This is a genomic window from Rhodoferax sp. RT5P35 (genome assembly GCF_056521385.1).
On sequence record NZ_JBWMAX010000002.1, the window covers coordinates 129,579 to 152,028 of the forward strand.

A 22,450-nucleotide genomic window follows, 5' to 3' on the forward strand; every position below is an offset into this window, starting at 1 on the left:
AAAAAGCCGGGCTTGGCAGCCCGGCCCTTTGGGGACTACAGGCTGCGAATTAAGCCGCCACTGCCGCTCTCTCGGCCAGCACGCCGTCCAGCCAATCCACCCGCATTTCTGGCACAGCAGTGATTAGCTTGCGGGTGTACGGATGTGCGGGGTTGTGGAAGATCTTGTCGGTTTGGTCGAAGGCCACAAACTGGCCTTGCAGCATCACCGCCGTGCGGTGGGCGATGCGGTGCACGACATCCAGGTCGTGGGTGATCAGCACGTAAGACAACCCCAGCTCGGCCTGCAGCTTGCGCAGCAGCTTGAGTATTTCCTCGGCCACCAGCGGGTCGAGCGCCGAGGTGGGTTCATCCAGGATGATCAGCTCAGGCTTGGCGGCCAGGGCGCGGGCAATGCACACGCGCTGCTTTTGCCCGCCCGACAACTGGCCGGGGCGGCGCTGCAAAAACTCCACCGGCAGCTCCACCAGCGCCATCAGCTCCTTGGCGCGCTCCAGCACGGCCTGGCGTCCCAGGCCAAAGTAAAACTGCACCGGGCGGCCGACGATGTCCAGCAGGTTGTGCCGGGGGTTGATGGCCACGTCGGGGATCTGGTAGACCAGCTGGATGCGGCGCTTGAGCTCTTTGTCGCGCGCCTTGAGAGCACGCGGCAAGGCCTTGCCCTGGAAGATGATTTCGCCGCTTTTGGGCGGCAGCAGCCCGGTGACGATGCGCGCCAGGGTGGATTTGCCCGAGCCGGACTCGCCCACCACGGCCACGGTTTCGCCGCCTTTGACATCCAGCGATACGCCTTTGACCACATGGAAGTCGCCGTAATACGCCTGGCAGTCTTTGATGGACAGCACGGTCTGGGGCTTGACGGTGGCCTCGTTGGCACGCTCGCTGGCCGCCGCACCGCGCACGGCCACCAGCCGGGCGGTGTAGTCTTGCTTGGCCTGGGTGAGGATTTGCTGGGTCTGGCCTTCTTCGACCTCTTTGCCGTGGCGCAGCACCTTGATGCGGTCGGCCACCTGGGCTACCACGGCCAGGTCGTGGGTGATGTAGAGGGCCGCCGTGTTGTACTGATGGATCAAGGACTTGAGCAGAATCAACACCTCGATCTGGGTGGTCACGTCGAGCGCTGTGGTGGGCTCGTCCAACACCAGCACGTCGGGGCGGCAGGACATGGCCATGGCCGCCATGGCGCGCTGCAACTGCCCGCCAGAGGCCTGGTGCGGGTAGCGGGCGCCAAAGGTTTCGGGGTTGGGTAGGTCCAGCGATTTGAAGAGCTGGCGCGCCCAGGCCTCGGCCTCGGTGCGGTTCATCAGCTTGTGCAGCAGCGGGGCTTCGCAGACCTGGTCCATCAGTGTGTGGACCGGGTTGAAGGCTGCCGAGGCCGACTGGGCGATGTAGGCCACGCGTTTGCCGCGCACACTGCGCCGACCTTCGGCGTTGAGGGCGCGGATGTTCACACCGTCCAGAATGATTTCGCCCCCGGCGATGTGCACCCCGGCGCGGGCGTAGCACATGCTGGACAAGCCGATGGTGGATTTACCGGCCCCGCTCTCGCCAATCAGGCCCAACACCTCACCCTTGCGCAGGCTCAGGTCTACGTTGTCCACGATGGCGCTGCCCGCCAGGCTCTCCAGGCGCAGCCCTTTGATTTGCAGAATGATCTTTTCTTCCATGGTGAAACCGTCTTTCTTAAAGTTCTGCCTGTGCGCCCGAGGGGCGCGCATCCATGGACAACATCCAGTCCACCACCAGGTTCACCGACACGGTGAGCAGCGCAATGGTGGCGGCGGGGTAGATCGGGGCCATCATCCCGAAGTTGATGGCGGCGGCGTTTTCACGCACCATGCCGCCCAGGTCGGCGTATGGCGGCTGGATGCCCAGGCCCAGGAACGACAGCCCTGCGATGAACAAAAAGTTGAAGCAAAAGCGCAGGCCAAACTCCGACACCAGGGGTGCCCAGGCGTTGGGCAAAATTTCGCGGCTGATGATCCACCACAGGCCCTCGCCTCGCAGGCGCGCAGCTTCCACGTATTCCATCACCGACAAATTCATGCCCAGCGCCCGCGCCAGGCGGAACACGCGTGTGGAGTCCAGCACGGCGATGGTCAAAATCAGCACCGGGATGCTGGAGCCAAACACGCCCAGCACGATGAGCGCGAAGATCAGGCCCGGTATGGACAGCATCACATCCACCAGGCGGCTGAAAAACACATCTACCCAGCCACCCACCACGGCGCTGACGAAGCCCAGTACGATGCCGATGAAGAACGACAGCAGGGTAATGGCCAGGGCCACGCCAATCGTCATGCGGGTGCCGTACAAAATGCGGGTGAGCATGTCGCGCCCGATCTGGTCGCCGCCCAGCCACATGGTCTTGGAGGGCTCGGCCCAGGTCTCGCCGATGTTGGCCGACTGGGCATACGGGGCCAGCCAGGGCGTGAACAGAGCGACGAAGATGAAGAGCGCCACCACGGTCAGGCCAAACCAGGCCGACAGAGTGGGTTTTTGTCCGAAGAGTTTCATGGGGTTCTCGGGTTTGTTCTTGTGAGCGTTGGTTAGCGCTTATGGCGCAGGCGGGGATTGACCAAAATGACCAGAATGTCGGCCACGGTGTTGAGCAGCACAAACACCATGGCAAACACCAGGCCGCAGGCCTGGATCACCGGCACGTCGCGCTTAGACACAGCATCCACCATCAACTGGCCCAGGCCGGGGTAGACAAACACCGCTTCGATCACCACCACCCCCACCACCAGGTAGGCCAGGTTCAGGGCGATCACTGTGATGATGGGTGCAGCCGCGTTGGGCAGGGCGTGGCGGGTGATGACGCGCCCGCGTTTGGCCCCTTTGAGAAAAGCCATTTCAATGTAGGGCGTGGACATCACCGACAGCACCGAGCTGCGCGTCATGCGCAGCATGTGCGCGGCTACCAGGAGCGTGAGGGTGATGGCGGGCAGCGTGGTCTGGTAGACGCGTTCGGTGAACGGCATGCCCTTGAATACCGTGGACAGCGACGGGAACCAGTCCACATTCACCCCCAGGAATATGATCAGTAAGTAGGCGATGAAAAACTCAGGCAACGAGATGGCAATCAGCGACACGATGTTGGCCAGCTTGTCGGAAATCTTGCCTTCGTTGATGGCCGAATACACCCCCAGGCCGACGGCCACCGGAATCGCAATCATCGCCGCATAGCCGGCCAGAAACATGGTGTTTCCCAGGCGCGGCAGAATTTCGTCCACGATCACGCGCTTGTTCGTCAGCGCGATGCCCAGGTCGCCATGTAGCACGCCGGTCAGCCAGTGCCAGTAGCGCAGATAGGAAGGGATGTCGTAGCCCAGTTCCTTGCGGAAGATGACTAGCGCCTCGGGCGTAGCGCCCTGGCCCAGCACCGCCGAAGCCACATCGCCCGGCAAAATTTCGGTGCACACAAAGATCAACACCGACACGGCCAGCAGTGTCAGCACGCCTAAAAATAAGCGGTTCAATATCAATTTCGCCATAGCAATTTCCGAGTGGTCCAAAAGGCAACACAGTGGTTGACCATAAAAAAGCGGAGTGGAGCCAAACCCCACCCCGCCCATCCTTTACAGCAGTTGAACGAGAGCGCTGAGGGTCAAGCACCCCGGCTACACCCAGAACGCACGCTGCCCCTTCCAGGAACACCGCAGAACTGGCTCCGCCAGGCTGCAGGTGTTGCTCCCTGCAAGGGGGTTGGCGAAAAGCGCTTGCGCTGTAGCCTGGGGGTGAGCCTTAGATAAACCAGCCCTTTTCAGCGATACGGTCATCGCCCAGGTCGTAACGGCCAGAGACTGTCAAACCTGCCAGCTTGGTGTTGTACGCGTCGATGTAGTCCTGCACCGCAAAACACACCATGCCGGAGTTGTCTTTGATCAGTTCCTGGCAGCGTGCGTACATTTCTGCGCGCTTGGGCTGGTCCAGTTCGACACGGGCGGCCACCAGCAGCTTCTCAAACTCGGGGTTGTTGAAGTGGGTGTCGTTCCAGGTGGTGTTGGCCTTGAAGGTACTGGTCAACTGGTTGTCGATGGTCGGGCGGTTGCCCCAGTACACGGCGCAGAAGGGTTGCTTGAGCCAGACGTTGTCCCAGTAGCCGTCGCCAGAGACGCGCTTCAGGTCCAGCTGGATACCCGCTTTGGACAGCGACTCCTGGAACACCTGGCCGCTGTCGGTGGCACCCGAGAAGGCACCTTCCGAGACTTGCAGTTCGACGGCACCGGTGATGTTGGCCTTTTTGAAGAAGAACTTGGCCTTGTCGGGGTCGTAAGCGGTCAGCTTTTGCTTGGGGTCGTAGTACTTCATCTTCGCGCCCACAGTGTGGTCGTTGCCGATGGAGGCGTAGCCCGAGAACACGTTGTCCACGATCTTTTTGCGGTCGATGCCGAACTTCAGCGCCATCATCAGGTCCGGGTTGCTGAAGGGCGACTTGTCGGTGTGCGCCACAAAGGCGAAACGGTTACCAGCACCTGGTGTGCGCGACAGCTTGATGGACTTGCTCTTGCCCAGCAGTCCGGCGGTCTTGGGGTCCACGCGGTTGATCACGTCCACCTGGCCGGTCACCAGCGCCTGGGTGCGGGCAGCGGCGTCGCCGATGTAGCGCAGTTCCACGCGGTCAAAGTTGCCGCGGTTGGGTTTCCAGTAGGTGCCGGGCTTGCGCTTGAAGGTGGCGCGCACACCGGGTTGGAACTCTTCCAGCACGTAGGCACCGGTGCCGTCGGGCTTGCTGAAATCGGTCGTGCCATTCGGCACTACGATGATGTGGTAATCGCTCAGGTTAAATGGCAAATCCAGGTTGCCATTGGTCATCAAAATCTGGATTTGCGTGGGCGAGAGTTTCTTGATCTCTTTGATATCGGCCAACAGCGCTTTGGCGGGCGATTTTGTTTCGCCGCGGTGCATATTGATCGAGTAAATCACATCGTCCGCATCCAGTGTTTTGCCGGATGTAAAGGTAATGCCTTTGCGGATATTAAAGATCCAATCGGTGGCACCGGGTTTGACTTCCCAGTTTTCAAACAACTCGCCCGTGGCATCGCCGTTGTCGGCCACTTCGACCAGATTGTTCCAAAGCATCAGGCTGATGTTGATGGGAATCGAGTCGGCGTAAGTGCGGGGGTCCAGGCTGTCCGATGCCGACCCACCTTCCAGGCCCATGCGCAGGGTGCCGCCCTTTTTTGGTGCGCCTTGCGCCATCGCTGGCATGGCGCCAAAAGTGGCGGACAAACCAAAAGCAGCGGCACCGGTAATCAGTTGGCGGCGGTCCAGAATGATCCTGGATTCTGGGTTGATGTCGTTCATTGGCATATCAAAAATTCCTTCAAGGTCAATGGATAGGGGTCCGCTGGAGGGTTCTGGAAATCATGCAACTACCCCAAGGGCAAAGTGGTTTTGCACTCGCCAACCATCATAGGGTGGGTTTTTTTTCTTGTATCGGTATATGCGCTTATTTGGACAATTGATTTTCAAAGGGTGGTTCAATTATTTTTAAGAGATCAAGTACGTAAATGCACCTGCGTCGCAGTGCCATCAATTAGTGTCGGATTTCAGCTAGCCGCATAAGGTCAGCCTGTTAGGCAGCTGCAGAATCTGTAAACTTATGCAAAGCGCATGCAGACAAGTGCCCTTTTCGAGCGGGCTATTTTTTCGGGCTAAAAACGCCTCCAAAATCTTCCGTGCGGGCTGTTTGAAAATAGCCATTGAGGCTGCTGCTTTATGCCGCAGGGCCGTACAGTGGTATGCCGCTTCGGCCACCGCCGCGCACCCACCTTACTCACTTTGCATGGCCTACCGGACGGCCTGCCAACCCCCGAATCGGTGCAGACAAAAATCGGCAGTACGGGTGTTATTGCACGCAGATGGTGCAACCTGCAAACCCCGCCAATGCAGCTTTGGGCCATGGGATTTCACCGGTCCGTGGTAACTTCGAACTGCTGCTGTCGCTATACACAAGGAATCGCTCTTGCGCAACATACTCATTCCCCTGGCCTCACTTCTCAGCGGGGTGGGCATGCTGGTGGTCGGTACCGGCCTGCTGTTTGCGGCCATTGGTGCCCAGGCCAGTGCCGCCCATTTTTCTTCCCTGGTGACCGGCCTGGTCAATTCGGCCTATTTTGCGGGCTTTGTGTTTGGCACCTATGCCTGCCCGGTCATCATCCGCCGCGTCGGGCACATCCGGGCCTTTGCTTCGATGGCCACGGTGGCTTCGGCGCTACCCATCATGCACGCCTTGTGGACCAACCCCTGGGCCTGGGGCATGCTGCGCTTCATTACCGGGGTGTGCCTGGTGGGCCTGTACATCGTGGTGGAGAGCTGGCTCAACGTGGTGGCCACCAGCCAGCAGCGCGGCAAAGTGTTTGCCATTTACATGGCGGTGTGCGGGGTGACGCTGGCGCTGGGCCAGTGGCTTATTTTGGTAGGCGACCGGTACGGTTTCGTGCCTTTTGCGCTGGTGTCGATTTTGTTTTCGCTGGCCATATTGCCGATCACGCTGACCCCCGTGAAAGAGCCCGTACCCACCGACGCGCCCAAGCTGGGATTGTTCGAGCTGTTTTTCATCTCGCCGATCGGCGTGATCGGGGCCTTTGGCGCGGGCTTGCTCAACGGTGCCCTTTTCAGCCTGGGAACGGTATTTGCCCAGGGCGTGGGGTTCAGCGAAGCCGGAAGTGCCACCTTCATGGCCGCCACCATCCTGGGGGGTGCCGTGTTCCAGTGGCCGGTGGGACATCTGTCCGACCGGCATGACCGCCGCCGCGTGCTGTTTCTGGTGTGCGCCGTGTGCGCGGCCGTGGCCTTGGCGGGCTATTTCATGGCGCAGGGCAACGAGATGCTGCTGATCGCCATGGGTGTGGTGTACGGCGGACTGTCTTTTTCCATCTACGGCCTGAGCGTGGCCCATGTAAATGATTTGATCGATCCCTCGCGGGTGCTGGAAGTCACCGGCGGCTTGCTGCTGCTGTACGGCATTGGCTCCACGGTCGGGCCCACGCTGGGGGGTGCCATGATGGACTGGATGGGACCCGAGGCCTTGATGCTGTACTTTGCGGGCGCGCTGACCTTGCTGGTGCTGGCGATCTGGCGCTACAGCATCCGCAGCACACCGCATGCCGACGAGCATGCCGTCAAATCCGACTATGTGGTCATGGGCAGCGGCTCGCAGGCGGTGCTGCAGATGGACCCGCGCCGGACCGCTGGGTCCAACACGGCTCCCGCCGATCTAGGCCCGTAGCAGCCAATCAATTATTAGGATTGATCTTGCTGCGGGCCGGGGTGGATAGGACAGGGCGGCCCTAAACTTTCTGTCCATACTTGAATCCAGAACCCAGCCCCCCGGAGCCCGCATGCAACTTGAATCCATCCAGACCTTCATCGTGGCCAACCCGCCGCCCAGCTTTGGCGGCCGCTATTTTGTGTTCGTCAAGCTGCGCACCCGCTGCGGTATCGAAGGCATTGGCGAGGCTTACACCGCCACCTTTGGCCCGAAAGTGGTGGCGGCGATGGCGGAAGACCTGTTTGCCCGCGTGTTCCAGGGCGAAGACCCGATGCAGACCGAAACCCTGTGGCGGCGCGCCTACGGTGAAGGTTTCTCGCTGCGGCCCGACATCTCGCTGATGGGCGTGCTCAGCGCCCTGGAAATGGCCTGCTGGGACATCACCGGCAAGGCACTGGAGCAGCCGGTCTACAAGTTGCTGGGCGGCCTGGTGAACCCGCGCTTGCGCAGCTACACCTATCTGTACCCCGACCCCGACGAGGACGAGTCGTTCTACGGCGACCCGGACCGCTCCGCCGCGCGCGCGATGCGCTATGTGGAAGAAGGCTTTACCGCGGTGAAGTTCGACCCGGTGGGCGGCTACTCGGTGTTCGACCCGCGCCAGCCGACGCTGGAGCGCATGGATATGTCGGAACGCTTTTGTGCCCGCATCCGCGAAGCCGTGGGCGACAAGGCTGATCTGCTGTTTGGCACCCACGGCCAGTTCACCGTGTCCGGGGCCAAGCGCCTGGCGCGCCGCCTGGAGCCCTATAACCCGCTGTGGTTTGAAGAACCCACCCCGCCCGAGCGCCCGGAGTCCATGGCCGAGGTCGCGCGCTACACCTGCATCCCTGTGGCCACCGGCGAACGCCTGTGCACCAAATACGAATTTGCCCGGGTGTTGGAAACCGGTGCGGCCAGCATTCTGCAGCCCAACCTGGGCCGCGTGGGCGGCATTCTGGAAGCCAAGAAAATCGCCGGCATGGCCGAGGCGCACTACGCGCAAATCGCCCCGCACCTGTACTGCGGCCCGGTGGTGGCGGCAGCGAATATCCAGCTGGCGGCCTGCATCCCCAACTTTTTGATCCTGGAAAGCATCCAGCAGTTTGGCGGCTTCCACGCACAGCTATTGAAGAAGCCACTGCAGTGGGAAGGCGGCTACGTCATCCCCAGCAAGGAACCCGGCCTGGGGGTTGAATTGAACGAGGCCGTAGCCTTGGCCCACCCCTATGACAGCACGCGCCTGCACCTCGACATGGCGCAACACCCACTGGGTTATTTTTGATATGACGCACTACCTGAACTTCATCAACAACCAATGGGTGGCCGGTGACACTGGCTTTACCGTCACCAACCCCGCCACCGAGGAAACTGTGGGCCAGGTCAGCGCCGCCAGCGCCGCCCAGGCTCTAGCCGCCTGTGACGCAGCCGCTGCTGCCCAGCGCGGCTGGCGCAAGCTCACCAGCATCGAGCGTGGCAACCATCTGCGCGCCTTTGCCGATGCGCTGGTGGCGCGCAAATCTGCCATCGGCCAGGCGCTGGCGCTGGAGTCGGGCAAGAGCCTGGAAGATGCCGAGAACGAAGCCGTCTATGCCGCCGACATCACCCGCTACCACGCGGAATGGGCACGCCGCATCGAGGGCGAAATCATCCCCAGCGACACCCCGGGCGAGAACCTCATGCTGCACCGCGAACCCATGGGCGTGGTGGCCTGCCTGATCCCATTCAACTACCCCGTCTACACCCTGCTACGCAAGATTGCACCCGCGCTGATCACCGGCAACACCGTGGTGGTGCGCCCCAGCAACCATACGCCCTGCTCGGCCTTCGAAATCGCGCAAGCGGTATTGGACGCGGGCCTTCCCCCTGGTGTGGTCAACATCCTGGCCATGGGCCACGCCGAAGCCGAAGTGCTGTGCACGCACCCCAAAGTGGCGATGATCACGCTCACCGGCAGCGTCGGTGCGGGGCAGCGCGTGCTGGACTATTCGCGCGTCAACATCGCCAAGGTGTCGCTGGAGCTGGGTGGCAAAACCCCGGCCATCGTGGCGGCCGATGCCGATCTAGACAAAGCCGCCAGCGACATCGTGCGCTCTAAAACCACGCACTGCGGCCAGCTTTGCACCGCCGTGGAACGGGTCTACGTGCAAGAGGCCGTGCACGACGCGCTGGTGGCAAAGTTGAAGGCCCAGCTCAGCGCCCACGCCTTCGCCAACCGTGCCGAACAACCCCAGCACATGGGCCCACTGGTCAGCGCTTCGGCCCGCCAGGGCATCCATGCCATGGTGGAACGTGCGGTGCAGGCCGGTGCCCAGCTGGAATGCGGCGGCAGCCTGCCCAGCGGCCCCGGCTATTTCTACCCGCCCACCCTGCTGACCCAGGTGCGGCAAGACATGGAAATCGTGCAGGAAGAAGTCTTCGGCCCGGTGCTATGCGTGCTGCCCTACACCACGCTGGACCACGCGCTGGAGTTAGCCAATGACCACCAGTTCGGCCTGGCCTCGGTGCTGTACACGGCAGACTACCGCAGCGTGATGCAGGCCAGCAACGAGATTGAAGCCGGCGAGCTCTACATCAACCGCACCCCCGCCGACCCCTACCAGGGCTACCACGCGGGCTGGAAGCGCTCCGGCCTCGGTGGCGATGACGGCAAGCACGGCATGCTGGAATTTACCCAGACGCGCTTGGTGGTGATGAAGTATTAGGAACACCCCCAGGCTGCAGTGCTTCGCATCTTTCGCCACCCCCCCTCGTATGGGCTTGAAAAGCCCATACGACACGCAGGGGGCAACACCAGTGGCCTGGCAAAGCCAGTTCCACGGTGTTTCTGGAAGGCACGTCATCGCAGTGGATTTATACGTTTCAGGCCGCTAGCGCATATGGCACCTGCGCCAGTAGCTCCTAAAACCATAGTAACTACGGTTTTGCCTCCATTTCATGCAACAACCAGGTTTTGAACGCCTGCGCCGCCGGGTGCGCCTGGTTGCCCTCGGGGGCGATCAGGTAGTAGGCCTCTTTCATCGGCAGCGCAAAGGCCAGCGGCCGCACCAGCCGCCCGGCGCGGATCAGGTCGTTGGCGACAGTGTCGTGGGCCAGCACCACGCCCAGGCCGTTTTGCGCCCACTCAAGGCTCAGCGCCCAGGTGCTGGTGCGGTGCACCAGGGGCCGGGCCACGCGGCTTTTGGCGGGGTAGGCCTCCAGCCAGCTGTCCCAGCTTTGCAGCGTGCCAGGCAGGTCGAACAGGCGCTGGCGCAGCAGGTCGTCCAGCCGCTGTATGCGCGCGCCTACCTCGGGCGAACACACTGGAAAGATGCTGTCCTGACCCAGCCGCTTGCCCACCCGGCTTTCCCACTTGCCCTGGCCGAAGACGATCTCCACATCGGCCGAATCGCTCTGCCGCTCTTCGGGCCAGATCGAGGTCACCACATTGAGCTGCACCCAGGGGTGCTGGTCCATGAAGCGACCCAGGCGCGGGCTGAGCCAGAACTTCGCAAACGACAGGTTGACGTGCAGCTCCAGCATGTCGGGCTCCTTGCGTCCGGTCAGCACGCGGGTGCTTTCCTCCAGCATGGCAAACGCCGCCTGCACCGTGGGCAGGTAGCCCCGGCCTGCGTCGGTCAGCTCCAAGCCGCGCACCCGGCGCACAAACAGCGGGCGGCCAATGGCATTTTCCAGGCTCTTGATCTGCTGGCTAACCGCCGACTGGGTCATGTTCAGCTCTTGCGCGGCAGCCGTGAAGCTCAGGGCGCGGGCCGAAGCCTCGAAGGCGCGCAGCCAGTTCAGGGGGGGAAGACGTTGCATGGATTAGCCGGGCATTAGTTTTGCTAAGGTTATAGCGTTGTTTTGTTCGTTTGTCGGTTCCGGGGTAATCCCGCAAACTTTGTCCCTTGCCAACCCACAACTGCCACGCCATGTCTGAAATCCACATTCTTTCCAACCCCACCCGGTTGGTGATGCGCACACCGGCAGGCGACACGCCACTGCCCGCCCTGTGGCTACGCGCCCTCAGCCCCGACTCCAGCCAGCGCGACCCGCTGACGGGCCAGCGCCTCATCAACCCGCACCTGTTTCCGGAAGACCTGGCACTCACCGCCGCCCGTTGGGATGGCCCCCGCCTGCACCTGGCCTTCAGCGACGGTTTTGCCGGGCACTTTGACGCGGCCGAACTGCTGGCCGGGACAGTGCTGAGTGAAGGCTGCCCCGCGCCCCGGCCCTGGGCCGCCAACATCGCCTACCAGCCGGTGTACCAGTGGCCCGATCTGGCGCAGGACGCGGTGTTGTACAAGGCTTTGAAAGACTTCATCGAACTCGGCTTTTTGCTAGTGCACCACACGCCCACGCAGCCAGACTCCATCCTCAGCATCGCCCGGCGCTTCGGCTTTGTGCGCGAAACCAACTTTGGTACGTACTTCGAGGTGTATTCGCGCCCCCCGGCGGAGGCCATTGATTTGTCGTACCAGCCGGTGGCGCTGGGCCCGCATACCGACAATCCCTACCGCACCCCGGTGCCCGGCATCCAGCTGCTGCAGTGCCTGCAGAACGAAACCTCGGGTGGCCTGTCCAGCCTGGTGGACAGCCTGGCGGTGGCCGCGCAGGTGCGCCAGGAAGACCCCGAAGGCTTTGCGCTGCTGAGCCGCATCCCGCTGCGCTTCGAGCACCGCGATGCCACTACCCAGCTGGTGGCGATCAAACCCATGATCGAACTCAACGGCAGCGGCGACATGGTGGGCGTGCACTACAGCCCCCGGCTGGACAACATTCCGCTGATGTCCGAGGACGACACCCGCCGCTACCACCGCGCGCGCAAGCGCATGGGCCAGCTGTTCGACGACGACGCGTTCGCGCTGCGCTTCCGCCTGGAGCCCGGCCAGATGATGGTGTTCGACAACAACCGCGTGCTGCATGGCCGCACGTCGTTCAACCCTACGGAGGGCCACCGCCAGCTGCAGGGCTGCTACATCGACCGCGACGGCCCGCGCAGCCTGTACCGTGTACTTCACCGCCAACTGAACGGAACCCCCGCATGATCACCGTCGCCAATCCCGCCCCGCACGCCGTCAGCTTCACCCAAATGAAAGACGGCAGCACCGAGGAATACGTGTTTCTGCAAAAGCTGGAGCACGGCTACGTGCGCGCGCTGCCCGACCGCTTGCTGCTGGCCCTGCACCGCCTGGGCGACTCGCTGGAGGGCTACCAGGTGAGCCGCCTGGAGCATTCCCTGCAAGCCGCCACCCGCGCCGAGGCGGACGGGGCCGATGTGGAGACCATCGTCGCCGCCCTGCTACACGACCTGGGCGACGAGCTGGCCCCTGAAAACCATTCGCAGTTTGCCGCCTCACTTATCCGCCCTTACGTGCGGGCCGAGGTCACCTGGGTGGTGGAAATGCACGGTCTGTTCCAGATGCAGTACTACGCCCACCACTACGGCCTGCCGAACGACGGCTACCTGGCCTACCGCGACCACCCCTGGTTTGCCGCCTGCTGCCGCTTCTGCGAGCGCTACGACCAGGCATCTTTTGACCCGCACTACCCGAGCAAGCCCCTGGCCTATTTCGAGCCTATGCTGCGCAAGGTGTTTGCCCGCCCGCCGTTCGACCCCCTCATTCTTAAGGAATCCGAATGAAATCTGCCTCTGGCGCATATTCCATCTGCGCTAGCAGCTTCTTTTTTTGTAGCAAATAGCGCACCTGTCCATGCCCTCTGCCCCTGGCGTGGCCGCCACCACTCCGACATCCACGACCGCCTCGATTGCCGAAGAGTTGGCCCAGAAAATCCGGGACGGCCAGCTCTCTGCGGGCGAAAAGCTGCCTGCCCAGCGGGTGCTGGCCCAGCGCCTGGGCGTGCCGATTGCCACCGTCAGCCGCGCCTATGCCCGCCTGGAGCAGCAAGGCCTGGCGACGGCCCGCGTAGGCGACGGCACCTATGTGCGCGCCCTCAGCCCGGATGCGGCCCCGCCTGCACCCGGCGCGCCGCCCATTGACCTGGCCCACAACGTCGCCATCCCCACCGATGAGGTGGAGGCTTTGCGCCAGGTGCTGGCCGAACTGGGCCTTGACTCGGCGCGCATGGCCGCGCTGCTGGCCTACCAGCCCGAAACCGGGGCCCCGCACCACCGCCAGGCCGGGGCCGACTGGCTGCGCCGCTTTGGCACTACCGGCGATGCCGCCCGCGTCATGGTCACCCACGGCGCGCAGCACGGCCTGGCCGGGGTATTGCGCACCCTGGCCAAGCCTGGCGATATTTTGCTGACCGAGTCGCTCACCTACCCCGGCCTGCTGGCCCTGGCGCGGTCGCTGCGGCTGCAGGTGATGGGGCTGGAGATGGATGGCGAGGGCCTGCTGCCCGAGGCGCTGGACCAGGCCGCCCACAGCTTCCAGGCCAAGCTGCTGTTTTGCAGCCCCACGCTGCACAGCCCCACGGGCCGCACCATGTCGCTGGCGCGCCGCGAAGCCTTGGCCGCCGTGGTGCGCCGCCGGGGTCTGTGGCTGGTGGAAGACGTAGTGCACGCCGCCGTGCTGGCCCAGCCGCCGCCCGCCGCCTCTTCCCTGGTGCCCGAGCAGTCGTTTTTGCTGGCCAGCCTGAGCAAGGTGATGGCACCCGGTCTGCGCGTCGGCTACCTGGAAGCCGCCCCCGAGTGGCTGGACAAGGTGGCCGCCAGCATCCGCGCCGACTGCTGGATGGTGGCCCCGCTGATGCCCGAAATCGCCACCCGCTGGCTGCGCAGTGGCGAGGCCGAGCGCCTGATCACCCTGCAGCGCCAGCAGATAGACGAGCGCCTGGCCCTGGCCCACACCTGTCTGGCCGGGTGGGACTACGCCTGGAGCGACCACCACCCGCACCTGTGGTTTCCCTTGCCCGAACCCTGGCACGCCAGCCCGTTTGCCGCCGCGCTGCGCCAGGCCGGTGTGCTGGTGCGCACTGCAGAGCAATTTGCCGCCGGACGCAGCCGCGCCCCCCACGCCGTGCGCATCAGCCTGAACACGGCCACCTCGCCTGCGCAACTCAAACTGGGGCTGCGCACCTTGGTTCAGGTGCTGGAGAGCAGTCCTGCAGCCGACATGGCCCCTTGAATTTTGGCCCCCTAATTTGTCAACGCCACCCCCATGAAAATCGCCAAATCCTTCCCCCGCAAAGTCCAAGAGATTCCCAACCTCTTCATCCCCCTGGCCGACGGCACCCGCCTGGCCGCGCGCATGTGGCTGCCGGTAGATGCCGAGCGCAAACCCGTGCCTGCCATCCTCGAATATTTGCCCTACCGCAAGCGCGACGGCACCGTGGTGCGTGATGCGCTGACCCACCCCTACCTCGCAGGCCACGGCTACGCCTGTGTGCGGGTCGACATCCGCGGCAACGGAGACTCGGACGGCGTGATGCTGGACGAATACGCTGAAGCCGAACTGGCCGATGGTGAAGAAGTCATCGCCTGGCTGGTGGCGCAAAGCTGGTGCACCGGCAAGGTGGGCATGATGGGCATCTCCTGGGGCGGCTTCAACTGCCTGCAGGTGGCCGCGCGCCAGCCGCCCGGGCTGGAGGCGGTGATCACCCTGTGCTCCACCGACGACCGCTACAGCGACGACATCCACTACAAAGGCGGCTGCCTGCTGGGCGAAAACCTGGGCTGGTCGGCCACCATGCTGGCCTATTCCTCCCGCGCCCCCGACCCGGCCCTGGTGGGCGACCGCTGGCGCGCGATGTGGATGGAGCGGCTGGAAGCCGAGCCCCTGCTGGCCATACCCTGGCTGCAGCACCCGCACCGCGATGCCTACTGGAAACACGGCTCGGTGTGCGAAGACATGGGTGCCATCCAGGCCGCCGTGCTGGCCATCGGCGGCTGGAACGATGCCTATTCCAACGCCGTGCCGCGCCTGGTGGCCAGCGTGCAAAGCCCTGTGAAGGGGATCATTGGCCCCTGGGCCCACAAGTACCCGCACTTTGCTGTGCCCGAGCCACGCATCGGTTTTCTGCAAGAGGCCCTGCGCTGGTGGGACCAGTGGCTCAAAGGCGTGGACACCGGCGTGGACCAGGACCCGGCACACCGCACCTACATCATGGAGCTGGGCCGCCCCGGTGCCAGCGTGGCGCACATCGACGGACGCTGGGTGAGCGATACCGTCTGGCCGTCGGACCGGTCGGAAAACCAGCGCTGGTACCTGAACCCCCAGGGCCTGGGCCCGACGGCGGGCACCAAGGGCAAGCAGACCATCGCCTCGCCGCAACACACCGGCGCCGACAGCGGCGAGTACTGCATCATCTGGCTCGGCCCGGAGTTTCCCGGCGACCAGCGCCAGGACGACTCGGGTTCGCTCACCTTCGACACCCCGCCGCTGGCCAAGCCCATCGACCTGGTGGGCGCGGCGGTGCTGCACCTGCAGGTCAGCAGCGACCGCCCGGTGGCCATCGCCGCCATCCGCCTCAACAGCGTCTGGCCCGACGGTGCCGTGTCGCGCCTGACCTATGCGGTGGCCAACCTGTGCCACCGCGGTACTGAAGACAAGCATGAACATCCCGAAGTGCTGGAGCCCGGCAAGGTCTACACCCTGCAAATCGCGCTGGACGACGTGGCCTGCACCGTGCCCAAAGGCCACCGCCTGCGGGTGTCCATCTCCACCAGCTACTGGCCGCTGGTCTGGCCCGCGCCCGAGCCGGTGACGCTGACGGTGTACACCGGCGCCAGCTTCATCGACATCCCGGTGCGCAAGCCACGGCGTGGCGAAAAAGCCCCGGAGTTTGCACCCGCCGAAGCTGCGCCGCCCGTCAAACTCACCACGCTGCAGCCCGCCTGGAACAAGCGCGAAGTCACCACCGACCAGCGCACCGGCGAGCGCCGCATGGCCATCGTCGACGACTTTGGCCGCAGCACCAGCACCGAGCACGGCCTGACCACCTGGGGCTGCGGGCGCGAGAACTACAGCATCCTGCCGGACGATCCGCTGTCGGCCCGGCAGGAATGCCACTGGTCGATGGAAACCGCGCGCGGCGATTGGGTGGTACGCACCGAAACCTATTCCAGCCTGCGCGCCACCAAGACGCACTGGCTGGTGACCGGGCGGCTGGAAGCCTACGAGGGCGAAAGCCTGGTGTTTGCCAAGGACTGGAACAAAAAGATCCTGCGCAAGATAATTTAAGCTTTTTAGGTCTCTAGCGCATATTCCGCCTGCGCTAATAGCTATTAATTTTAAGTAACCGAAACTATGTCCAGCTCCCACTCGGCCAGAACGTACACCCTCCAGAAACACCGCAGAACTGGCTTTGCCAGGCTGCTGGTGTTGCCCCCTGCAAGGGGGTTGGCGCAGCGTAGCGTAGCCTGGGGGTGAGCCAAAATCTATTATGCAAACCAAGTATTTCGTCCAGTTGGTCGCTTTGTCTGCGTTGTGGGGCTCGTCCTTCATGCTGACGCGGCTGGCGGTGCCCACGCTGGGGCACAACCTGGTGGCCGGCATGCGCATGGTCATGGCCACGCTGGTGCTGGGCACCATCATGCGGGTGGCGCGCCAGCCCTGGCCCTGGGCGCAGTGGCGCGAGATGTTTTTGCTGGGCGCGCTGGCGGTGGCCGGGCCGCACTTTTTCTATTCGTGGTCGTCGCTGGAGCTGCCTGCGGCCTACGGCTCGCTGCTGTCAGTCACAGCGGTGCTGTTTGGGGCCTTCATTTCGGCTTTCATGAAAGAAGAGGCGCTGACCCCGGTGAAGATGGCGGGTTGCCTGCTGGGTTTTGGCGGCGCGGGGCTGGTGGTGCAGCTGGGGCCCGTCAACCCCACGCCGCTGCTGGTGCTGTCGGCCCTGGGCTGTGTGGCGGGGGCTTCGCTGTCGGGCATGTCCACCCCGTTTTTGAAGCGCGCCACCACCCGGCTGGAACCCCTGGCCATCACCGCTGGCATGCATGCCACCGGCGCGCTGCTGCTGCTGCCCGGCGCCTTGTACGACCTGCCCCGGGCACATTTCACGCTGCCCGCCGTGGCCGGGGTGGTGATGATGGGCACCATGACCTCGGGCATGGCCTACTGGATGTACATGCGCATCATGCGCCACGTGCCCCCGGTGGCGGCGCTGAGCAGCACCTTTCTGGTCACCGGCTTTGGGGTGCTGTTTTCCATCATCTTTCTGGGCGAGGCCACCGGCCCCGGCCTGTATGCGGGCGGCGCGCTGATCGTGCTGGCCAGCATGATGGTCATGGGCTTCAACCCCTTTCGCCGCCGGGCCGCGTAATCTTTTTTCTTTCCACAGGACTTGTATGGCACTGAATATTGGTTTTATCGGCTTGGGCAGCCTGGGCGAGGGCCTGTGCAACAGCCTGGTGAAAGCGGGCTTCCCGGTTACGGTGACCGACCTGAACCCGGCCTGCGCCCAAAAGCTGCTGGCGGCGGGCGCGGTATGGGCGGACGACGTGGCCGGGGTCTGCCGGGGCGCGGATGTGGTCATCACCGTGCTGCCGTCACCCGCCATTTCCCGCCAAGTGGTGGAAGGCCCCGGCGGCGTGTTTGACAACCTGCGCGCGGGCGGCGTGTGGATAGAGATGAGCACCACCGACTTTGAAGACCTGCAGCGCCTGCAGGCGGCCGCCACCGAGCGCGGCATTGCGGTGCTGGAGTGCCCGGTGACCGGCGGCGTGCACCTGGCCAACTCGGGGCAAATCACCGTGCTGGTAGGCGGTGACGAGGCGGTGTTCCAGCGCGTCGAGCCACTGCTGGCGGCCATGGGCGGGCAGATCATCTACATGGGCAAGCTGGGCAATGCATCGGTGGTGAAAGTGGTCACCAATATGCTGGCCTTCATCCACCTGGTGGCGGCGGGCGAGGCCATGATGGTGCCCGCCAAATACGGCGTGGACCCGGATGCCACTTACCGCGCCATCCGCGCCAGCTCGGGCAACAGCTTTGTGCACGAGACCGAGTCGCAGCTCATCCTCAGCGGCAGCTACAACGTCAAATTCAACATGGACCTGGCCTGCAAAGACCTGGGCCTGGTCAACGGCATTGCCGAAAAGCTGGGCGTGCCGCTGGAGCTGGGCGGCATGACGCAGCAGATCTTCCGCCGCGCGCGTGGCCTATTCGGCAGCCAGGCGCAAAGCCCCGAGGTGGTGCGCATGCTGGAGCAGGCCTGCGGCCTGGAACTGCGCGCGCCTGGCTACCCTAAAGAACTTGTTGCGGAGTAAACCATGGCCCATCCACTGACCCACCAGGACTGGCTGCGCAAAGCCGAAACTCTGGCCATCGAAGGCCGCTTGTTCATCGAAGGCCGCTACGTGCCCGCGCAAGACGGCGGCAGCTTTGACTGCCTGAACCCAACCACCGGCACGCTGCTGGCCCGCATCGCCCAGGGCGAGGCCAAAGACATCGATGTGGCCGTGGCCAGCGCCCTTACCGCCTGGAACGACCGCCGCTGGCGCGGCCAGGCCCCGCGCGACCGCATGCAAGTGATGCACCGCTGGGCCGATCTGGTGGAGCAGCACGCTGACGAACTGGCGCTGCTGGAAACCCTGGACATGGGCAAGCCGATCAGCGATATGTTCAATATCGACCTGCCCGAGGTGCTGCGCACCATCCGCTATTTCGCCGAGTGCATCGACAAGGTGGAAGGGGCTGTCACCCACACCGCGCCCGGCTCGCTGCACATGATTCTGCACGAGCCGCTGGGCGTGGTGGGGGCGATTACCCCCTGGAACTACCCGTTATTGATGGCGGTGTGGAAGCTGGCCCCCATTCTGGCGGCGGGCAATTGCGTAGTGCTGAAACCCGCCGAGCAGGCCCCGCTGACCTGCACCCGGCTGGCGGCTTTATTCGTGGAGGCGGGTGGCCCCGCCGGGGTCTTCAACCTGGTCAACGGCCTGGGCCCCGAAGCAGGCCGCGCCCTGGCCCTGCACCCGGATGTCATCAAGCTCTCGTTCACCGGCTCCACCCGCGTCGGCAAGCTGCTGATGGGCTACGCCGGGCAGTCCAACATGAAGCGCGTGGCGCTGGAAACCGGCGGCAAAAGCCCGCAGATTTTCATGCCCGACCTATATGACCTGGACGCAGCGGTAGACCGCGCCGTGGGCGGCATTTTTGACAACGCCGGCCAGGTCTGCAACGCGGGCTCGCGTCTGCTGGTGCACCGCGATCTGCAAGACGCATTCACCGCCAAATTCATCGCCCGTACCCAGGTGCTGTACCAGCCCGGCGACCCGCTGGACCCGGCCACCACGCTGGGCCCCCTGGCCAGCCAGCCGCACCAGCGCAAGGTGCTGGCCGACATCGCCCGCGGCCAAGCCGAAGGCGCGCAAATGGTGATGGGTGGCACGCCCGTACCCCTGTCCGGCACCTTTGTGCCCCCCACGCTGTTTGTCGGCCACAACCGCATGGCCATCGCCCAGGAAGAGATTTTCGGCCCGGTGACCACCCTCATCCCCTTCGACACCGAAGACCAAGCCATCGCCCTGGCCAACGACTCCATCTACGGCCTGGCCGCCGCCGTCTGGACCCGCGACCTGAACCAGGCCCACCGCATGGTCGGCGCGCTGGAAGCCGGCATCGTCTGGGTCAACTGCTTCGGCGACGGGGATATGACCCAGCCGTTTGGCGGGTACAAGCAGTCGGGGAATTCACGGGACAAGCATATGGACAGTTTGCTGTCGTACATGCAGGGGAAGTCGGCTTGGTTTCAGGTGGGGTGAAGGGCAAGCGCCAGAACGTGTACAAGGCGCAGTGGATGTTTATGGCGATCCTGGTGGATCCGCCTTTTTTTCGGTCGGAACCGAATCGTGGTCTTCCAAAGAAGTGGCAACTGCCGTTGTGGGGCGGCACATCTTTACGCCATCCCATTGCTGTCCACACCAGCAATGGCCTTGGCCATCAATGATGCAGGTTCCTGTGCCGCAGCAGCGTTCATCGCCATGCATGGTGGGGTTTACTCCGAAGCGGGTCCATCGTGGAAGGGGATTTTCTGAACATTGCGAGGACCTGCGCCACACCCGCATGGTGTTGCATAAGTCTTGGTGGCCTATGGATTTACCGTGCCGACCGTGCCCAGCGTTGCAGGAAAGGGCGCAGGTGCAAAAAGCCACGGTAGGCCCATTCCAGCGCTGCCGTAACGCCAGGGAGTCGACCCACGCGGCCCAACCACCGCCAACCTGGCAAGGTCAACCACAGCGCAACAAAAGCTGCGGCTCCGCTGAGCAGCCGACCGTCCGGTAGGCGAACGTGAAACCGGGCCATGTACGCGGCCTGGTCCGCAGCGCTTACACCAGCGGCATGCTTGCTGACGTCAAGCCATGACACGGGCTGCAGTGGTTCCAACGATTGGTAGACGCCAATTTCCCGCCGACACAACGGGCAGGCACCGTCGAACATCACGGTCAGTGCGCAGCCACTTTCATCCGCGGGGCTTTCTGGTAGCTCGCTCACGGCGCAGGGCCTGAGGGGAAAAGGAGCCAGACAAAAACAAGCAACTGGGCCAGGTTGAATCCGACACTGGTCCCATGCAGCGCTTTAAAAGTTACGAGCTGTTGGCTATCTTTGGCCTGGTTGATGCGCGGTGTAAGCCAAAAGCAGTTGAGAAAAAATACCCCTGCGCACAGCCACAGCGCTATTTGGCGGACCAGCACCGTGTCTCCTGCCAACGCCAGCACTGCGGCCCCGGTGGTCGTAACGCCAAGAAAAAAGAAGTATTTTGGGAAGAACTTGCGCACATAGGCCGCAGACCATAGTGGCGGCAGCACCGCGAATACAGTGGGGGCCACGGCCACCATGAAAAACACCATGATGCCCAGATTTCCAGCCACCAGAAGCTGGCTCAGATAAATCGCCATCACACTGTGCCGCCCAGCAGACATGTGGGGGTGTGCAGGCCCGGATTATTTTGCGCAATGGTAGCCATGGTCAACAACTTTCTAGAACCTAGGATAGACTCATCGCCGTTTTTAACGCAACACCGGCATCGCCGCTCGCGCCAGGGCATTTGGGCAAGGCGGAGCAAGTCCCTCGCGGTCTGCAGCGTTGCGAATCCCTCCCGATTCCCTGGCGCGCCGCCTCGCGGCGGCTTGGTCAGCGTCGCGTTAAGGCACCCGCCATTCCCAGGTGTCGGTGCCCAGCAAGGCCCGACGGTGGCCGCTACGGCGGAGTTCAAGCCAGTCGATGTGCTGCACCTGGGCAGTCAGGATCGCCAGGTGATGTTGGCGCGGCGCGTCGCCCGGTCGGGGCTGCTCAACGGCAAGTGCATCCCCCGGCGCATCGGTGGAAAGATAGTCGCCAGCGGCAGCAGACTGGCTCACCCTTTGCCACACCGCCTCCACCTGGAGGCCTGTAGTTTGGACATCCATGTTCACCCTTACCCGAAGCTGCCAGTTCAAGCGCTCGCTCCAGAAAACCAGCATGGCAGTGGGCTGGCGGACAAGTTCCACCGCTTTGGGACTTCGGCTGTCGGTGTAGACGTGCAGTTGGCCTAGCTTGGCATCCGCATGGCGCAGCACCACCGTGCGGGCATTCGGCAAGCCGTCGTTCCCGACGGTAGCCAGCACAGGGGTCCGCCACGCATGGTGGCGGTCTTGGGAGGCCCGCTCCAGCTCGCTCCAGATGCGTTGGCGAGTTTCCTGTTCGGTTAAATCCAGTGGATGCATTTTTAGGTACTGCCCGCTAGCGGTTCAGGCAATCTTGCCGAAGCGTTGAAATTTGCAAGTTGCCACGCCGACCGCAATAGCCGGTCAAGGCCGCGCGTTGGTGGCCCGGTGGCGAAGAAAAACCGCACCCCGCAATGCGGCGTGCTTGGTAGTTCGCCCGGCCACCCGCTTTCGCCATCGCCGAAAAGAGGAAGGTTTCATCTGTCTGCGCATCAACGTGACAACAGCAGACTCGTCCAGGCCGAACTGGGCCTCAATCGCCTCAAATGCCGTGCGATCCTCCCAAGCCATCTCCACAATGCGCGAAATGCTGGCAACACACAATGTTGGCGTACCAGTGAGACGATGATTCTCCCCATTTTCCATGCCATGTAACCTGCGCGGGTAGTGTGTGCCATTACAAAAAATAAACCCATAAAAATGGTACTACACGGACCACCGTTTCACTGTCCAGCCGCTCTATACCTGAGCGCAGCGGTATGCCCACGGCCAGGATGGAGGCGCGCAGCGGGTGATGGACGGCAGGCCGGACCCGCGACGTGCACCAGGCCCACCGCGTGGTCGGCGCGCTGGGAACGGGTATGGTCTGGGTCAATGGCTTCGGCG

The 22,450-nt window shown here is 63.5% G+C and carries 19 protein-coding genes; 10 read left to right on the forward strand and 9 right to left on the reverse strand.

The genetic code is table 11. The features are described 5' to 3' along the window. Positions 1 to 49: 49 nt before the first annotated feature. From AC097L_RS02755 to AC097L_RS02770, 4 genes are all read right to left on the reverse strand, one after another. Positions 50 to 1,666 (reverse strand): ABC transporter ATP-binding protein, encoded by a 1,617-nt coding sequence (locus AC097L_RS02755; RefSeq protein WP_479584579.1) that lies wholly within the window; start codon positions 1,664 to 1,666, stop codon positions 50 to 52. Positions 1,667 to 1,682: 16 nt separating this feature from the next. Continuing rightward, positions 1,683 to 2,516 (reverse strand): ABC transporter permease, encoded by an 834-nt coding sequence (locus AC097L_RS02760; RefSeq protein WP_479584580.1) that lies wholly within the window; start codon positions 2,514 to 2,516, stop codon positions 1,683 to 1,685. Positions 2,517 to 2,548: 32 nt separating this feature from the next. After that, entirely contained in the window at positions 2,549 to 3,496 is a 948-nt protein-coding gene (locus AC097L_RS02765) for an ABC transporter permease (RefSeq protein ID WP_479584581.1), read from the reverse strand. Between the two features lie 250 nt (positions 3,497 to 3,746). Beyond that, positions 3,747 to 5,315, reverse strand: a complete 1,569-nt coding sequence (locus AC097L_RS02770; RefSeq protein ID WP_479584582.1) for an ABC transporter substrate-binding protein — start codon at positions 5,313 to 5,315, stop codon at positions 3,747 to 3,749. 655 nt (positions 5,316 to 5,970) lie between these two features. On the opposite strand from AC097L_RS02770, the gene AC097L_RS02775 reads away from it, so the two are divergent. From AC097L_RS02775 to aldA, 3 genes are all read left to right on the forward strand, one after another. After that, positions 5,971 to 7,236 (forward strand): MFS transporter, encoded by a 1,266-nt coding sequence (locus AC097L_RS02775; protein ID WP_479584583.1) that lies wholly within the window; start codon positions 5,971 to 5,973, stop codon positions 7,234 to 7,236. 112 nt (positions 7,237 to 7,348) lie between these two features. After that, a complete protein-coding gene (locus AC097L_RS02780) occupies positions 7,349 to 8,542 on the forward strand; it encodes a mandelate racemase/muconate lactonizing enzyme family protein (protein WP_479584584.1) in 1,194 nt (397 codons plus the stop codon). A 1-nt stretch (position 8,543) separates the two neighbouring features. After that, the gene (aldA, locus tag AC097L_RS02785) at positions 8,544 to 9,962 is read left to right on the forward strand and encodes an aldehyde dehydrogenase (RefSeq protein ID WP_479584945.1); all 1,419 of its coding nucleotides are present in this window, start codon (positions 8,544 to 8,546) and stop codon (positions 9,960 to 9,962) included. Positions 9,963 to 10,173: 211 nt separating this feature from the next. On the opposite strand, the gene AC097L_RS02790 is transcribed toward aldA, so the two are convergent. Next, the gene (locus tag AC097L_RS02790) at positions 10,174 to 11,058 is read right to left on the reverse strand and encodes a LysR substrate-binding domain-containing protein (RefSeq protein ID WP_479584585.1); all 885 of its coding nucleotides are present in this window, start codon (positions 11,056 to 11,058) and stop codon (positions 10,174 to 10,176) included. Between the two features lie 110 nt (positions 11,059 to 11,168). Between AC097L_RS02790 and AC097L_RS02795 the strand changes: the two genes are divergently transcribed. The 7 genes from AC097L_RS02795 (at position 11,169) to AC097L_RS02825 (ending at position 19,903) form a co-directional block, all read left to right on the forward strand. Then, positions 11,169 to 12,284, forward strand: a complete 1,116-nt coding sequence (locus AC097L_RS02795) for a clavaminate synthase family protein (RefSeq protein WP_479584586.1) — start codon at positions 11,169 to 11,171, stop codon at positions 12,282 to 12,284. Beyond that, a complete protein-coding gene (locus AC097L_RS02800; protein WP_479584587.1) occupies positions 12,281 to 12,880 on the forward strand; it encodes an HD domain-containing protein in 600 nt (199 codons plus the stop codon). Before AC097L_RS02795 ends, AC097L_RS02800 begins: the two co-directional genes overlap by 4 nt. 70 nt (positions 12,881 to 12,950) lie before the next feature. Then, positions 12,951 to 14,327: an aminotransferase-like domain-containing protein gene (locus AC097L_RS02805; protein WP_479584588.1), complete on the forward strand. Its 1,377-nt coding sequence runs from the start codon at positions 12,951 to 12,953 to the stop codon at positions 14,325 to 14,327. A gap of 33 nt (positions 14,328 to 14,360) precedes the next feature. Continuing rightward, positions 14,361 to 16,382, forward strand: a complete 2,022-nt coding sequence (locus tag AC097L_RS02810) for a CocE/NonD family hydrolase (RefSeq protein ID WP_479584589.1) — start codon at positions 14,361 to 14,363, stop codon at positions 16,380 to 16,382. Positions 16,383 to 16,584: 202 nt separating this feature from the next. Then, entirely contained in the window at positions 16,585 to 17,460 is an 876-nt protein-coding gene (locus AC097L_RS02815; RefSeq protein WP_479584590.1) for a DMT family transporter, read from the forward strand. A gap of 25 nt (positions 17,461 to 17,485) precedes the next feature. Continuing rightward, positions 17,486 to 18,406, forward strand: a complete 921-nt coding sequence (locus AC097L_RS02820) for an NAD(P)-dependent oxidoreductase (RefSeq protein WP_479584591.1) — start codon at positions 17,486 to 17,488, stop codon at positions 18,404 to 18,406. Between the two features lie 3 nt (positions 18,407 to 18,409). Beyond that, on the forward strand, positions 18,410 to 19,903 hold the full coding sequence (locus AC097L_RS02825) for an aldehyde dehydrogenase (protein ID WP_479584592.1): 1,494 nt from the start codon (positions 18,410 to 18,412) through the stop codon (positions 19,901 to 19,903). A gap of 334 nt (positions 19,904 to 20,237) precedes the next feature. Here the strand turns inward: AC097L_RS02825 and AC097L_RS02830 are convergent, their stop codons facing one another. The 4 genes from AC097L_RS02830 to AC097L_RS02845 form a co-directional block, all read right to left on the reverse strand. After that, the gene (locus AC097L_RS02830) at positions 20,238 to 20,579 is read right to left on the reverse strand and encodes a thiol-disulfide oxidoreductase DCC family protein (RefSeq protein WP_479584946.1); all 342 of its coding nucleotides are present in this window, start codon (positions 20,577 to 20,579) and stop codon (positions 20,238 to 20,240) included. Between the two features lie 50 nt (positions 20,580 to 20,629). Next, positions 20,630 to 21,037 (reverse strand): DUF4149 domain-containing protein, encoded by a 408-nt coding sequence (locus AC097L_RS02835; protein ID WP_479584593.1) that lies wholly within the window; start codon positions 21,035 to 21,037, stop codon positions 20,630 to 20,632. A 246-nt stretch (positions 21,038 to 21,283) separates the two neighbouring features. Further along, on the reverse strand, positions 21,284 to 21,844 hold the full coding sequence (locus tag AC097L_RS02840; protein ID WP_479584595.1) for a pyridoxamine 5'-phosphate oxidase family protein: 561 nt from the start codon (positions 21,842 to 21,844) through the stop codon (positions 21,284 to 21,286). An 84-nt stretch (positions 21,845 to 21,928) separates the two neighbouring features. Then, positions 21,929 to 22,210 carry a TIGR03643 family protein gene (locus AC097L_RS02845; protein WP_479584596.1) on the reverse strand — a complete coding sequence of 94 codons (282 nt, stop codon included), beginning with the start codon at positions 22,208 to 22,210 and terminating at the stop codon, positions 21,929 to 21,931. Positions 22,211 to 22,450 lie beyond the last annotated feature (240 nt).